Source organism: Vibrio hepatarius (assembly GCF_001274785.1).
Lineage (GTDB): Bacteria > Pseudomonadota > Gammaproteobacteria > Enterobacterales > Vibrionaceae > Vibrio > Vibrio hepatarius.
In genome coordinates, this window is the sequence record NZ_LHPI01000006.1 from 92,745 (window position 1) to 107,486 (window position 14,742).

Sequence of the window (14,742 nt, forward strand, 5' to 3'; positions counted from 1 at the left end):
TAGTCCAGCGAAAGAAAAGAAAGTTATGAAAATCGGTCTATTTTACGGCTCTACAACTTGTTATACCGAAATGGCAGCAGAGAAAATTCGTGCCATTATTGGCGAAGATATGGTCGACATTCACAATGTGAAAGAATCTCCATTATCTTTAATGACAGAGTACGACTTTCTTATTCTGGGCATCTCGACCTGGGATTTTGGTGAAATTCAGGAAGACTGGAATGAAATATGGGATCAAATCGGTGGCGTCACACTAAATGGCAAAACCGTCGCATTATTCGGCTTAGGCGATCAAGAAGGCTATGGCGAATGGTATTTAGATGCGATGGGGATGTTGCACGACGAGCTGAAAAAGAGCGGAGCTAATATCATCGGCTACTGGCCAAAAGATGACAGCTACGAGTTTGAAGCGTCGAAGGCACTCACCGAAGACGGCAGCCAGTTTGTAGGTTTGGCTTTGGATGAAGATTCTCAATACGAACTGAGCGATGATCGCATCGCCACTTGGGTCGAGCAGATCCTAATCGAATACCAAGATACGCTATAAATAACATATTGCCTGATAAGGCTTCTTCACCAATCACTCCCACAGTGAAAATGGAAGCCTTGTTGCAAACTACCCCGTCCTACTTTTCCAGCATCGTGCGGTATCTTACCCAATCAAACACTAAACCCGGGTCGGTTTTTCTTAGTGGCGCGATGTACTGATGACCAGTGATACGCGGCAAGGTTATTTGCGGATAACACTGCTGCAACTGACGAGTTAACACCGCCAACGAGTGATATTGCTCGTCGGTATAGGCCACGAAATCACTGCCTTCCAACTCAATACCAATCGAGTAGTCATTGCACTTTTCTCTACCAGCAAAACTAGACGCGCCCGCGTGCCAGGCCCTCGCACTGAATGGCACAAATTGAACCACTTCTCCATCGCGGCGAATCAAACAATGCGCAGAAACCCCCATCTTATGAATGACGTTAAAAAATGGATGTTCCTCAGGGTCCAATTTCCCAGTAAAAAACTTCTCAATGTAAGGCCCACCAAACTCTCCCGGCGGTAAGCTGATATTGTGAATAACCAACAGAGAAATGTCCGTTTCGTCGCTTCTTTGGTCAAAAAATGGTGAAGGGACATGACGCGCTTGTTTATACCAGCCGTGGTTATCGATCATAATTGCTTATTCACTCGTTGTTGGTTCTTGGCAATTTTATCTTTTTGCCGTTGAAATGCGAGAATAATGGCTGAATTTCACTCGCAGTCAGCGTATCATTCCCAGCTCCAATTAACTGCGTATTAGATTTGCGATGAAAAACACACACAATAGCCAAGAACGTCTTGAATACTTAAAACAACAACTACCTCTTGAGATCTCTCGTGCTGTGGCGGACACCCTGAAAGAAGATTTGGGCGGCACTTTGGATCCTGCGGCCGATATCACAGCAAGTCTAATCCCTGCCGATGCGCAAAATGAAGCGACCATTATTACTCGTGAACACGGCGTTTTTTGCGGTCAAGCGTGGGCAGATGAAGTGTTCAAACAGCTGGCTGAGCAAGAAAATGGCAGTGCGGTAAAAATAGAATGGCACGTAAAAGACGGCGATAAAGTCGAGCCAAACCAAGTTCTGTGTACCTTATCTGGATCTTCACGCATGCTACTCACTGGTGAGCGCAACGCGATGAACTTCATCCAAACCCTATCCGGTTGCGCGACAACGGTGGCTGAATACGCAGAGAAGTTAGCTGGCACAGATTGCCGCCTACTCGACACCCGTAAGACGGTTCCCGGTTTACGTAGTGCGCTGAAATACGCAGTAGCGTGTGGTGGAGGCTTTAACCATCGCATTGGTGTTTTTGACGCTTACTTAATTAAAGAGAACCACATCATCGCGAATGGTGGCATTGCACAAACCATCAAAACCGCCAAAGAGCTCAACCCAGGTAAACCAGTTGAAGTCGAAACAGAGAGCTTAGATGAACTCAAAGAAGCGATCGAAGCTGGCGCAGACATCATTATGTTGGATAACTTTACCAAAGAGATGATGCGTGAAGCCGTTGCGATCAATGCAGGTCGAGCGGCATTAGAGAACTCGGGCAACATTACGTTAGAAACGATTCGTGAGTACGCAGAAACTGGAGTTGATTACATTTCAGTTGGCGCACTAACAAAACACGTTCGCGCAATGGATTTGTCGATGCGCTTTAAGTAGTAAATGTAAGTAGTGCCTTCCCAGAATTCACTTTTTTTGGAATAAAGCTCTTATTTTTCAACCACTAAATGGAGATCATCAGATCTCCATTTTTGTTTTAAATGTGAGAAAAATACTACAAAATTTTGCAGTCAGTCGAATTAATTTGCGCACTAAATGAAAGTGTCATGCAACTTTTACCAATCGACTCGGAAACCCTACCTCGCACAATACCCAGTGCAAATTATCCCATCTATTCTCTCTTTCACATTTCGCATTCCATCCACGGAGAGAAACAATGCAAAACCAACAACGTCGTAAACAAAAAGGCTTTACGCTTATTGAATTAATGATCGTCGTAGCGATCATTGGTGTTTTAGCTGCAATCGCAGTTCCTCAATACCAAAAATATGTCGCAAAGAGCGAAGCCTCCGCTGCTCTTGCTTCAATCACTGGTCATAGAGCTAACGTAGAAACTTACGTGCTTACTGAAGGTAGCTTCCCTACCTCAGCAGCAGTACCTGTACCTAACTCACCTCTAGGAACTATCTCATACGATAACGCTACATCAGCAGCTGGAGATATCGTCTTTACATTTAAAGCGTCAGGTGTAAGTCCAGAAGTAGTAAGCAAAAAAGTTTCTCTAAAACGCACAGGGGCAGGAGCTTGGAGTTGTGCATCTGATGTTGCATCAGACTTGAAACCGAAAGGTTGCTCATAATTGATGATAACCACCCTACCATCTATCTTGCGCCAAGCGAATCTAATAGATACGACGCAAGAGGTTCGAGTGATAGAACATATTGATGCTTCAGGTGGTACTGTGCCTGAAGCATTAATCTCTCTCGGTCTGATGGACAATAGAGAGCTCACCAGTGAGCTCTCTAAGATTTTTGGTTTACCGGAAACTAACCTCTCTCAATTTGATTACGCAGAGTTGTGCAATCGCCTCGGTCTACGTGAACTGATCACTCGTTTACATGCTTTACCGTTAGAACAAAACGGCCAATTGTTAACGGTTGCGATCGCCGATCCTACTGATATGGAAGTGGAAGACGAGTTTCGCTTTGCTACTGGACTGCAAGTTGACCTTGTCCTCGCCGATTTTAAAGCGCTGCAAAGTGCCATACGCAGGCTTTACGGGAAAGCGATTTCTGGTACACAAAACAGCAAGAAAGACATCAACGAGCAAGAACTCGCTAACCTTGTTGATATCTCCGCCGACGAAGTCAACACCGTAGAAGACCTTAGCAAGGACGAAGCGCCTGTTAGCCGCTACATCAACCAAATCCTTTTGGACGCGGTACGTAAAGGTGCGTCGGATATCCATTTTGAGCCGTATGAAGAATCCTACCGCGTTAGACTGCGTTGTGATGGGATATTGATAGAAACGCAGCAACCCGCACACCACCTCAGCCGTCGCCTCTCTGCTCGTATAAAAATCCTCTCTAAACTCGATATCGCCGAGCGTCGCCTGCCACAAGATGGACGAATCAAGCTTAAGCTCAATGAGACAACGGCTATTGATATGCGTGTCTCTACCCTACCTACCTTGTGGGGCGAAAAAATCGTTCTGCGCTTGCTAGATAGTAGTGAAGCCAACCTCAACATTGATTCTCTTGGCTACAACGAACAGCAAAAAGCACTGTATTTAAAAGCACTGAAAAAGCCACAAGGAATGATCTTGATGACCGGCCCGACAGGTAGCGGTAAAACCGTCTCCCTCTACACTGGTCTGAAAATTCTCAACACCCAAGAAGTTAATATTGCCACCGCTGAAGACCCTGTGGAAATTAACCTTCCGGGTATCAATCAAGTCCAAGTACAGCCGCAAATAGGTTTCGGCTTTGCACAAGCTCTACGCGCCTTTCTACGCCAAGACCCAGATATCGTTATGGTTGGTGAGATTCGCGACTTTGAAACCGCTGAAATTGCCGTAAAAGCAGCTCAAACCGGACACTTAGTGCTTTCAACACTCCATACCAACTCAGCCGCAGAAAGCGTCGTACGACTTAGTAACATGGGTATAGAACCATACAACGTCGCTTCATCCCTCAGCCTGATCATTGCGCAGCGATTAGCAAGAAGGCTCTGTAACCACTGCAAAGAACCTTATCAACCAACCGCTGAACTACTGGAACATATGGATATTCCGGCGGGCGTGACCCTATATCAAGCTTCTAGTGATGGGTGTGCAGACTGCAACCAAGGCTACTCTGGACGAGTAGGTATTTATGAAGTGATGGGGTTTAGTCGTGCCCTAGCCCAAGCCGTCGCCGAAGGGGCGTCCATCATAGAGATAGAACAACTTGCCAAACAGGAAGGCATGAAAACTCTCAAAGAATCTGGAATAGAAAAAATGATTCAAGGCATTACCAGCTTGAGTGAGCTGCAGCGCGTCTTGTTCTTGTAAGAAGGGTATCAACAGTGAAAACGACACAAACAAATCAACTTAAAAGTTATCGTTGGAAAGGCGTAAACAGTGTTGGTAGGAAGGTATCTGGACAACTGCTGGCTCTGAGTGAAACTGAAGTCAAAGATCGGCTTAAAGAGCAGCACATACAAATTAAGAAGCTACGCAAAGGTAGCGTCTCTGTTATCACTAAAGCGACTCAACGAGTTAAAGCTCGAGATATTACGATATTAACGCGCCAGCTTTCCACCATGCTGACTACGGGCGTGCCTCTAGTACAGGCACTCAAGCTGGTCACTGATAACCACCGTAAAGCGGAGATGAAATCTATCCTATTGCAGATTATTAAAGGCGTAGAGTCTGGTACTCCGATTTCTAAATCCTTAAGAACGGCAAGTCAGCACTTCGATACGCTCTATGTTGATCTTGTCGCAACGGGCGAGCAATCGGGCAACTTAGCGGAAGTATTTGAACGAATCGCGACTTATAGAGAAAAATCCGAACAACTTAGAGCAAAGGTCATCAAAGCCCTGATCTATCCGTCCATGGTTGTGCTGACCGCGTTAGGGGTATCGTACCTCATGCTGACACAAGTTATCCCGCAGTTTGAAAGCATGTTTCAAGGCTTCGGAGCTGAATTACCTTATTTTACTCAGCAAGTTCTCAAGCTCTCTCACCTAGCTCAAGCATACGGAGGAATGACGGCTTTAACTCTTATCGCTACGGTACTTGTTATGAAATTTATTCGAAAGAAGTCTTTTCGTGCCCGCCTAATTTCCAGCCGTTTGGGGCTTAAAATTCCTGTTATTGGCAGCATTCTGACTAAGGCATCGATTGCCAAGTTTGCCCGGACACTGGCAACCAGTTTTAGTGCTGGTATCCCTATTCTTTCATGTTTAAAGGCTTCAGCTAAAACCGCCAACAATGTTCATTTCCAAACCGCCATTGATGGGGTTTATACCGATACGTCTGCGGGTATGCCAATGTATATCGCGATGCGTAACTCGGAATCGTTCCCTGAAATGGTGTTGCAGATGATTATGATAGGTGAAGAGTCTGGCCGATTGGACGACATGCTCAACAAAGTCGCGACGATTTACGAGTTCGAAATTGATAATACCGTGGACAACTTAGGTAAAATTTTAGAGCCGCTTATTATTATCTTCTTGGGCGTCGTGGTTGGCGGGCTTGTGGTTGCAATGTACTTACCAATATTTAATTTAATGAGTGTGTTAGGCTAGGAATCGATTTGCCACGGAGCACTTCGTTGATAATCTTAGTAGATACTTTGCAAATAACGGCACTTTAATGGAACTGTTTGATTTTTACCCTTGGCTATTCCCAACTCTCGCAACACTCTTTGGCTTAATCGTTGGTAGCTTTCTCAACGTCGTAATTCATCGGCTACCAAAGATGATGGAACGCGAATGGCGCCAAGAATGCGCAGACAGTTTTCCAGAGTATCAAATTACGCCGCCTTCTGGAGTCTATAACCTAAGTGTACCTAGGTCGACTTGTCCGAAGTGTGAAACTCAGCTTCGAGTAATAGACAACATTCCAGTGCTCAGTTGGCTACTGCTGAAAGGCAAGTGCCATCACTGCAGCCATCCAATCAGTATTCGCTATCCGCTAGTCGAGTTGCTCACTGGCGCACTCTGTTTTCTGGTCGCTTACCAGTTCGGCTTTAGTTACTTTGCGATTGCGCTGCTGTTTTTCACTTTTGTTTTGATTGCTGCGACGTTTATCGATCTTGATACGATGCTCTTGCCTGACTCTTTAACGCTGCCTCTGATTTGGTTTGGCATTACTTTAGCGCTGCTTCAAATCAGTCCAGTAGTTCTTCAAGACTCCGTTATCGGCGCAATCGCAGGATACTTATCACTATGGTCGGTATATTGGTTATTTAAGTTAGTAACGGGCAAAGAGGGCATGGGTTATGGCGATTTTAAGCTGCTGGCCGCACTGGGTGCTTGGCTTGGCTGGCAATACCTACCTATGATCATTCTGCTTTCTTCTTTTGTTGGCGTCATATTTGGCATCATACAACTGCGTCTCAAACAACAAGGCATTGATAAAGCTTTTCCTTTCGGCCCTTATTTGGCAATTGCTGGCTGGATTTGTATGATGTGGGGCAATGAGATTTTAGATTGGTATTTAACAAGTTTTGTCGGACTCTAATATGCCTTTTGTAGTGGGATTAACAGGTGGTATCGCCAGTGGCAAAACCACCGTCGCGAATATGTTTCATGAACAGTTTGGTATCGAGATCGTCGATGCAGATATCGTCGCTCGAGAGGTTGTTGAACCGGGCAGCCAAGGTCTAGCCGCTATTGAGCAAAAGTTTGGCGCATCGATATTACTCAACGACGGTTCACTTAATCGTGCAAAATTAAGGGAAATCATCTTTTCTCAACCAGAAGAAAAAGCGTGGTTAAACGCCCTTCTTCATCCCCTTATTCGACAACAAATGCTGGCGGACTTAGCCAACGTCACTTCACCTTACGCTTTGTTGGTCATTCCTCTGATGGTCGAAAACAACTTACAGTCTCTCGCCGATACTGTCGTCGTGGTTGATGTCGATGAAGAAACCCAGCTTCGACGCACGTCAGAAAGAGATAATGTTAGCCGCGAACAAGCGCAATCTATTTTGGCGTCCCAAGCAACTCGCGAGCAACGATTAGCTATCGCTGACCATGTGATTAAAAATCACGCAGAAAACCAGAAACTTTTGCCTCAAATCACAGTATTGCACAAAAAGTTCCTAGAAATGTGTAGGGGAAATCTGTGAGAATAAAGGCAGAATCACTCACAGCTGCACTTTAATGACCACGCATTATTTCGAACATCCATTAAACGAAAAGACTCGTATCTACCTTAGGGTCGAATCATTGCTGAATCAGCTCAACATCGCGGCTGATTTTAATGATGACATGCAGCATTTAGTCTTTTACCGTTCACTGTTTGATTTACTTGAAATTTTTGAGCAAATCCAGCTTAAAAGTGAATTGGCGAAAGATATAGAAAAGCAACGCCTAACGTATCGTTCATGGCTTAACATTGATGGTGTCGACCAAGAAATGCTGCTCGGTATTCTCAATGATGTGGATGCCGTACACAGTAAATTGATGAGCGCCGAGCGTTTTGGCCAAAGTCTTAAAGAAGATCGCTTCTTAAGTGCCATTCGCCAAAGGTTCAATTTGCCCGGAGGTTCGTGTTGTTTCGACTTACCCGCTTTACATCACTGGTTGCACCTTCCATGTGACAACAAAAAAGCCGACGCCGCACGTTGGATGAGCTCATTACTGCCACTTGCAGAGGCATTAAAGCTCTGGCTTAAGCTCACCAGAGAAACCGGTCAATTCAGATCGCGAGTCGCGCGTACAGGTTTTTATCAGAGTGATGCGGAAGAAGCCAACATTCTGCGACTTGAAATCCCGATGCACTTTGGCGTGTATCCAATGATCTCAGGGCACAAGAACCGCTTTGCGATTAAGTTTATTGATTTCTCGTCTGGGCAAGCATCATCGAACGACGTCGAGTTTAACTTAGCCGTATGCAGCTAAGACTCACCAAACACGTTATAATCTAGCCCATCGATACGTCACAACGTTCAGAGAAGTACCATGTCTAAAATTACTATCGTTCCCTGCCCACAATGTGGCACGGATGTAGAGTGGGGAGAACAAAGCCCTCACCGCCCTTTTTGCAGCAAAAAATGCCAGATGATCGATTTTGGCGAATGGGCTGATGAAGAGAATGCCATTGCTGGCGCTCCCGATATGTCGGACAGTGATGGTTGGTCGGAAGATCAATATTAAGAAGTTCTAGGTTCTAAAGATAAAGAAAGTTGGCGTGAGAGCGTCAACTTTTTTATTGCCTGTTGAAAGTGAGTCCGCTGCCGCTTTTCTGCCACTCTCGAGTTAAGGGCCTTTCCATTTCATATTCGGTTTAATTTCAGACGTGTTTTATACACATCAGCAATATGTTTAGCTCAGAACGCAGATATTTTTCTTTCTATCTAGGAAGAGGCGCGGAGTTTACGCCAGTAAATGAGCACCGATGACAACGGTAGAAAGGAAAATAGCCAGTTATGAGCAAACATAAAAAAACGGAGCCCAAAAGGACTCCGTTTAACATGAGAACGCTAGTTATAGCATTACTTCTTAGCAAGTTTCTCTTTAATACGAGCAGACTTACCTGAACGCTCACGTAGGTAGTACAGCTTGGCACGACGTACTGCACCACGGCGTTTAACTTCGATGCTATTAACGATTGGAGAGTGTGTTTGGAACGTACGCTCAACACCTTCACCGTTAGAGATCTTACGTACAGTGAAAGCAGAGTGTAGACCACGGTTACGGATAGCGATTACAACGCCTTCGAAAGCCTGTAGACGCTCACGGTCACCTTCTTTTACCTTAACTTGAACAACAACAGTGTCACCTGGTGCAAATTTAGGTAGGTCTGATTTCATTTGCTCTTGCTCAAGAGCTTTGATGATGTTACTCATTTTTTAAATTCCTAGAATAAACTGATACTAAATAAATTAGGTTACTTGTTCTGATGTTCTTTAACGAACTCAGCAAGTAATTGTTCCTGTTCGTCAGTCAGAGCTAGGTTTTCCAGGAGCTCTGGTCTTCTTAGCCAAGTACGGCCTAGCGACTGCTTTAATCGCCAGCGACGAATTTCCTTGTGATTACCAGACTTGAGTACCGTAGGTACTTCTTTGCCATCCAGTATCTCGGGACGCGTATAATGGGGGCAATCCAACAAGCCATTAGCAAAAGAATCTTCTTCTGCTGACGCAAAATCTCCCAAAACCCCCGGAATAAACCGAGATACTGAGTCAATTAACGTCATGGCTGGTATTTCACCACCCGTCATCACAAAATCCCCAATTGACCATTCTTCGTCAACTTCAGATTGAATGATGCGCTCATCTACCCCTTCGTAGCGACCACAAATAAGAAGTAAATTCTCGTTTGTTGCCAGCTCTTCAACCCCTTGTTGGTCAAGCTTACGACCTTGAGGTGATAGATAGATAACTTTCGTCTTTCCCGGTGATGTCTTTTTGGCCGTATGAATAGCATCGCGCAAAGGCTGTACCATCATTAACATGCCAGGACCACCACCATAAGGTCTATCATCAACAGTGCGATGTTTGTCGTGAGTGAAATCTCTAGGATTCCATGTCTCAATCGACAAGAGACCTTTTTTAACCGCTTGGCCTGTTACTCCGAAATCAGTAACGCTGCGGAACATTTCAGGAAAAAGGCTAATTACGCCAATCCACATTGTTCTATCGCTCCGTTACTTGGAGTTAAAATCCAGGATCCCAGTCAACTTCGATCCGTTGAGCTTCGCGATCAATATGCTTGATCACTTGCTCTTCAAGGAACGGGATTAAACGTTCCTTTTGCCCGAAAGCATCTTTCAGATTTGCTTTAACAACCAAAACATCGTTGGAGCCTGTTTCTAATAAATCAGAAACAGTACCAAGGTCATAACCGTTACCAGTTACTACTTGCATACCAATCAAATCACGCCAGTAGAACTCATCTTCTGGCAATTCTGGAAGTACTGCAGGGTCAATCAAGATTTCAAAGTTAGTCATTAACTGCGCATCTTCGCGCACATCAAGACCATCCAGCTTTACCACCAAACCTTTGTTATGGCGCTTCCAGCTTTCTACTTTGTACTCAACCCACTTGCCACCTTGTTCTACGAACCAAGGGCAGTAATCAAATATGCTTTCAGTATTGTCTGTGTAGGAAAAAACTTTGAGCCAGCCACGAATGCCATAAGTAGCACCAAACTTACCTACAACAATCTTATCGCTACTCATTGTTTCTTTACCTTTCATCGACATAAGCTAATTTCAACTTCTTAATTTAAGAATTAAGCCGCTTTTTGAGCGTCTTTAACTAGCTTAGCTACGCGGTCAGATACAGATGCGCCTTGACCAACCCAGTGGTTAACGCGATCTAGGTCTAGACGTAGACCTTCTTCTTGACCTTTAGCAGTTGGGTTGAAGAAACCAACTTTCTCGATGAAACGGCCAGTTGCAGCATTGCGGCTGTCCGCAACTACGATTTGATAAAATGGACGCTTCTTAGCGCCGTGACGTGCCAAACGAATGGTTACCATGTCGTCCTCTTTGCTTTCTCAAAAATAAAATTAACCCCAGAAACCATTTATCGCTAAATAGTTTGGGGTCTCGTGCCAAAATAAAGCTCCGGAATTTTACTCTTATTCCGAAGCAATGCAAGGTCTTTAGCTATTTTTTCACCAACATAAATCAGGATTTAAGTTTGTGACTCAGCTAACACCTTGAAATTTTTGTAGCTAGGTGTATTTAACGACCAAATGGGTTAAAGCCGCCGCCGCCACCCATCATGCCTTGCATGTTACGCATCATGCCTTTCATGCCACCTTTCTGCATTTTCTTCATCATTTTCTGCATCTGGGTGAACTGCTTAAGCAAGCGGTTAACATCTTGTACCTGAGTGCCTGAACCTGCTGCGATACGCTTCTTGCGTGAACCTTTGATAAGTTCAGGACGCTGACGTTCTTTCATCGTCATCGAGTTGATGATCGCTTCCATTTGCTTAAACATCTTGTCATCGACTTTGTCTTTGACGTTGTCAGGTAGCTGGGACATGCCTGGTAGCTTGTCCATCATTCCCATCATGCCACCCATGTTTTGCATTTGGCCTAGCTGCTCGCGGAAGTCTTCAAGGTCAAAACCTTTCTTCTCTTTGAACTTCTTAGCCAGCTTTTCTGCTTTCTCTTGGTCTACGTTTCGTTGCAAGTCTTCGATAAGCGACAAAACGTCACCCATACCAAGGATACGAGACGCCACGCGATCAGGATGGAAAGGTTCCAGCGCATCGGTTTTCTCACCCACACCCAAGAACTTGATTGGCTTACCAGTAATATGACGAACCGAAAGTGCCGCACCACCGCGCGCATCACCATCAACTTTGGTCAAGATAACACCGGTCAATGGCAGCGCGTCACCGAATGCTTTTGCAGTATTCGCCGCATCTTGACCTGTCATTGCATCGACAACGAACAGGGTTTCAACAGGGTTAATCGCAGTATGAAGATCCTGAATCTCAGACATCATCTGCTCATCAATCGCCAAACGACCCGCAGTATCGACAATCAATACGTCATAGAATTTCTTCTTCGCATGATCAATCGCACCGTTAGCAATATCAATTGGCTTTTGATCTGGCGATGACGGGAAGAAGTCAACACCGAGGTCAGACGCGAGCGTTTCTAGCTGTTTAATCGCTGCTGGACGATAAACGTCGGCAGACACAACTAGAACTTTTTTCTTTTCGCGCTCTTTTAGGAGCTTAGATAGCTTACCTACCGATGTGGTTTTACCCGCACCTTGTAGGCCCGCCATCAGGATCACAGCCGGTGGCTGCGCCGCTAAGTTAAGGGCTTCGTTTGATTCACCCATGACCGCTTCAAGTTCACCTTGAACGATCTTAATAAACTCTTGACCTGGAGTGAGAGATTTAGATACCTCAACACCTACAGCTGCTTCCTTTACGCGCTTAATGAAATCGCGGACAACAGGCAGCGCTACGTCAGCTTCCAGTAGTGCCATACGCACTTCACGCAGCGTCTCTTTAATGTTGTCTTCGGTCAGGCGACCTTTACCGCTGATATTTTTCAGCGTTTTGGACAATCGATCCGTTAAATTCTCAAACATCTTAAGTCTCTTTACCCGGGCGTTTGTGTTCAAACTCACCCTAAATTTCGCGACAAACTACTGCGAGTATACCTGAGCCAAAGGTACTGTGCACAGCTCTAATCAGTTTTGACATCTCAAGTCACGTAAATGAAGCTGATAAGTCATGGCTCAAGTCGTTGAGTCAGGGTATAATTTGTTAAAAATCCACCAGCTTTTAGAGAACCATGGACAACTTAATCGCCGTTGTTGCTGTTATACTCTACGCCTTAGCAATAGCGACAATCATACCGGGCTTAGTGCATCAAACCGGTATTCGAGTAAAAACTGTTTTTGTCAGTGCTTCGTTAGCGCTTATTTTTCATGCCTGGCTTCTAAGCGGTCTTATCATTGAGGCTTCTGGTCAAAACCTCAGTATTCTTAACGTTGCGTCTTTAATCAGTTTTATTATTTCTCTGGTCATGAGCATTGCGATGCTTAAGACGCGTCTGTGGTTTTTGCTGCCCGTTGTATACAGTTTTGCTGCAATTAACTTGGGTGCGGCTGCATTTTTACCGAGCACTTTTATTACCCACCTCGAGCAAGATCCAAAACTTCTAATTCATATCTCGCTGGCATTGTTCTCCTATTCCACCCTAACCATTGGCGCACTATACGCACTGCAATTGGCTTGGCTGGATCATAAACTCAAGACCAAGAAAGCTCAGGCAATTAACCCTAATCTGCCACCACTATTAATGGTCGAAAGACAGCTGTTTAATATTATCTTGGTTGGTACGCTATTATTGACAGGGACATTGTTGACCGGATTCGTCTTCGTGCAGGATATGTTTGCACAAGGAAAAGCGCACAAAGGTATCCTCTCATTCATCGCCTGGATTATTTACGCGGTGCTGCTTTGGGGTCATTACCAGAAAGGTTGGCGCGGTCGTAAAGTCACTTGGTTTGCCGTTGCCGGCGCAACGCTGCTCACTCTCGCTTACTTTGGTAGCCGCTTTGTGCGAGAGATCATTCTTAACTAAACTATGTCGAAAAGGTGTATACTCTACACCTTCTTAACATTACCGCATCCCTTACTGAGTTTGACTTAAAGACGTAAATAGGTCATAAATCAGCCAAACACCACAAGGAAAAGATAAGCTTTGGACGACATATCAACGGGTATCTTATTTGCGCTACTCGCGTGTCTGATCGTAATTTCAGGATATTTTTCAGGTTCAGAGACAGGGATGATGGCTTTGAACCGCTACCGCCTAAAGCACTTGGCAAACACGGGGCACAAAGGTGCTAAACGTGTGGAGAAACTGCTCGATCGCCCTGATCGTCTTATCGGCCTGATCCTCATCGGCAACAACTTAGTCAACATTCTCGCATCTGCTATCGCCACCATATTAGGCATGAGACTCTATGGCGACTTAGGGGTAGCCATTGCGACGGGCGCCCTGACCCTCGTCGTGCTGGTCTTTGCTGAAGTGACACCAAAAACCCTCGCGGCGCTATACCCTGAAAAAGTCTCTTATGCGAGTAGTATCCTGCTCGGCATCTTGATGAAGCTTTTATCGCCACTGGTTATCTTCGTTAACTTTATTACTAACGGCTTTATCCGTTTGCTCGGTATAAAAGCAGTACACGGTGGGGACGATCATTTAAGTTCAGAAGAGCTCAGAACCGTAGTAAATGAAGCGGGTAGCCTTATCCCGACTCGCCACCAAGATATGTTGATTTCGATCCTCGACCTTGAGCACGTTACCGTGAATGACATTATGGTGCCACGTAATGAAATCACAGGTATCGACATTAACGACGATTGGAAGTCAATCGTTCGTCAGCTCACTCACTCACCACACGGTCGAGTCGTGCTTTATCGCGACCAAATAGATGAAGTGGTTGGCATGTTGCGTCTACGCGAATCTTACCGTTTGATGCTGGAAAAGAACGAATTTACTAAAGAGACGTTATTGAGAGCCGCGGATGAAGTGTACTTTATTCCAGAAAGCACCCCACTCAACGTCCAATTGCTCAAGTTCCAGCGCAACAAACAGCGCATCGGTTTGATTGTTGATGAGTACGGCGACATCATTGGTTTGGTTACTCTCGAAGATATCTTGGAAGAAATTGTGGGGGAATTTACTACCTCTATTGCACCAAGCTTGTCTGAAGAGATCACTCCGCAGATTGATGGCAGTTTCCTAATAGAAGGCAGCGCCAACATCCGTGACATCAACAAAGGTCTTAAGTGGAAACTCCCGACTGACGGCCCGAGAACATTGAACGGACTCATTTTGGAACACCTAGAAGATATTCCCGAAAGTCACCTTAGCGTTCAAGTTTCAGGTCACCCGATGGAAATCGTCGAACTGGAAGAAAATCGCATCAAGCTGGTCAAGGTTTTCCCTAAACCAGCCAAGAAGAACAAAGCGAAGTAACACAGACA

General features: G+C 45.1%; 17 protein-coding genes. 11 read left to right on the top strand and 6 right to left on the bottom strand.

Annotation, left to right across the window (positions count from 1 at the left end; all coding sequences use genetic code 11):
* Positions 1-25: 25 nt before the first annotated feature.
* Entirely contained in the window at positions 26-547 is a 522-nt protein-coding gene (fldB, locus tag AKJ31_RS08705) for a flavodoxin FldB (RefSeq protein ID WP_053408716.1), read from the top strand.
* A gap of 79 nt (positions 548-626) precedes the next feature.
* Here fldB and ampD read toward each other — a convergent pair whose 3' ends face one another.
* Positions 627-1,172, bottom strand: a complete 546-nt coding sequence (gene ampD, locus AKJ31_RS08710) for a 1,6-anhydro-N-acetylmuramyl-L-alanine amidase AmpD (RefSeq protein ID WP_053408717.1) — start codon at positions 1,170-1,172, stop codon at positions 627-629.
* Positions 1,173-1,305: 133 nt separating this feature from the next.
* Between ampD and nadC the strand changes: the two genes are divergently transcribed.
* From nadC to yacG, 8 genes are all read left to right on the top strand, one after another.
* The gene (gene nadC, locus AKJ31_RS08715; RefSeq protein WP_053408718.1) at positions 1,306-2,208 is read left to right on the top strand and encodes a carboxylating nicotinate-nucleotide diphosphorylase; all 903 of its coding nucleotides are present in this window, start codon (positions 1,306-1,308) and stop codon (positions 2,206-2,208) included.
* 277 nt (positions 2,209-2,485) lie between these two features.
* Positions 2,486-2,908: a pilin gene (locus tag AKJ31_RS08720; protein WP_053408719.1), complete on the top strand. Its 423-nt coding sequence runs from the start codon at positions 2,486-2,488 to the stop codon at positions 2,906-2,908.
* A gap of 3 nt (positions 2,909-2,911) precedes the next feature.
* On the top strand, positions 2,912-4,600 hold the full coding sequence (gene pilB / locus AKJ31_RS08725; protein ID WP_053408720.1) for a type IV-A pilus assembly ATPase PilB: 1,689 nt from the start codon (positions 2,912-2,914) through the stop codon (positions 4,598-4,600).
* Between the two features lie 14 nt (positions 4,601-4,614).
* Entirely contained in the window at positions 4,615-5,841 is a 1,227-nt protein-coding gene (locus AKJ31_RS08730; RefSeq protein WP_053408721.1) for a type II secretion system F family protein, read from the top strand.
* Between the two features lie 67 nt (positions 5,842-5,908).
* Entirely contained in the window at positions 5,909-6,778 is an 870-nt protein-coding gene (locus AKJ31_RS08735; RefSeq protein ID WP_053408722.1) for a prepilin peptidase, read from the top strand.
* Between the two features lies 1 nt (position 6,779).
* On the top strand, positions 6,780-7,388 hold the full coding sequence (gene coaE, locus AKJ31_RS08740; protein WP_053408723.1) for a dephospho-CoA kinase: 609 nt from the start codon (positions 6,780-6,782) through the stop codon (positions 7,386-7,388).
* 34 nt (positions 7,389-7,422) lie between these two features.
* Positions 7,423-8,163, top strand: coding sequence for a cell division protein ZapD (zapD, locus tag AKJ31_RS08745; protein WP_053408724.1), 741 nt, complete (start codon positions 7,423-7,425; stop codon positions 8,161-8,163).
* A gap of 60 nt (positions 8,164-8,223) precedes the next feature.
* Entirely contained in the window at positions 8,224-8,418 is a 195-nt protein-coding gene (yacG, locus tag AKJ31_RS08750; protein ID WP_053408725.1) for a DNA gyrase inhibitor YacG, read from the top strand.
* 338 nt (positions 8,419-8,756) lie between these two features.
* Here yacG and rplS read toward each other — a convergent pair whose 3' ends face one another.
* The 5 genes from rplS to ffh form a co-directional block, all read right to left on the bottom strand.
* Positions 8,757-9,110 carry a 50S ribosomal protein L19 gene (rplS, locus tag AKJ31_RS08755; RefSeq protein ID WP_053408726.1) on the bottom strand — a complete coding sequence of 118 codons (354 nt, stop codon included), beginning with the start codon at positions 9,108-9,110 and terminating at the stop codon, positions 8,757-8,759.
* A gap of 41 nt (positions 9,111-9,151) precedes the next feature.
* On the bottom strand, positions 9,152-9,895 hold the full coding sequence (gene trmD / locus AKJ31_RS08760) for a tRNA (guanosine(37)-N1)-methyltransferase TrmD (protein WP_053408727.1): 744 nt from the start codon (positions 9,893-9,895) through the stop codon (positions 9,152-9,154).
* A gap of 25 nt (positions 9,896-9,920) precedes the next feature.
* Positions 9,921-10,469 (bottom strand): ribosome maturation factor RimM, encoded by a 549-nt coding sequence (gene rimM / locus AKJ31_RS08765; RefSeq protein WP_053408728.1) that lies wholly within the window; start codon positions 10,467-10,469, stop codon positions 9,921-9,923.
* A gap of 29 nt (positions 10,470-10,498) precedes the next feature.
* Complete coding sequence (rpsP, locus tag AKJ31_RS08770) at positions 10,499-10,747, bottom strand: 30S ribosomal protein S16 (protein WP_005379962.1); 249 nt, start codon at positions 10,745-10,747, stop codon at positions 10,499-10,501.
* A gap of 208 nt (positions 10,748-10,955) precedes the next feature.
* Positions 10,956-12,329: a signal recognition particle protein gene (gene ffh, locus AKJ31_RS08775; protein ID WP_053408729.1), complete on the bottom strand. Its 1,374-nt coding sequence runs from the start codon at positions 12,327-12,329 to the stop codon at positions 10,956-10,958.
* A gap of 206 nt (positions 12,330-12,535) precedes the next feature.
* Between ffh and AKJ31_RS08780 the strand changes: the two genes are divergently transcribed.
* Positions 12,536-13,330: a cytochrome C assembly family protein gene (locus tag AKJ31_RS08780; protein ID WP_053408730.1), complete on the top strand. Its 795-nt coding sequence runs from the start codon at positions 12,536-12,538 to the stop codon at positions 13,328-13,330.
* 120 nt (positions 13,331-13,450) lie between these two features.
* A complete protein-coding gene (locus AKJ31_RS08785; RefSeq protein ID WP_053408731.1) occupies positions 13,451-14,734 on the top strand; it encodes an HlyC/CorC family transporter in 1,284 nt (427 codons plus the stop codon).
* The last annotated feature ends 8 nt before the right edge of the window (positions 14,735-14,742 follow it).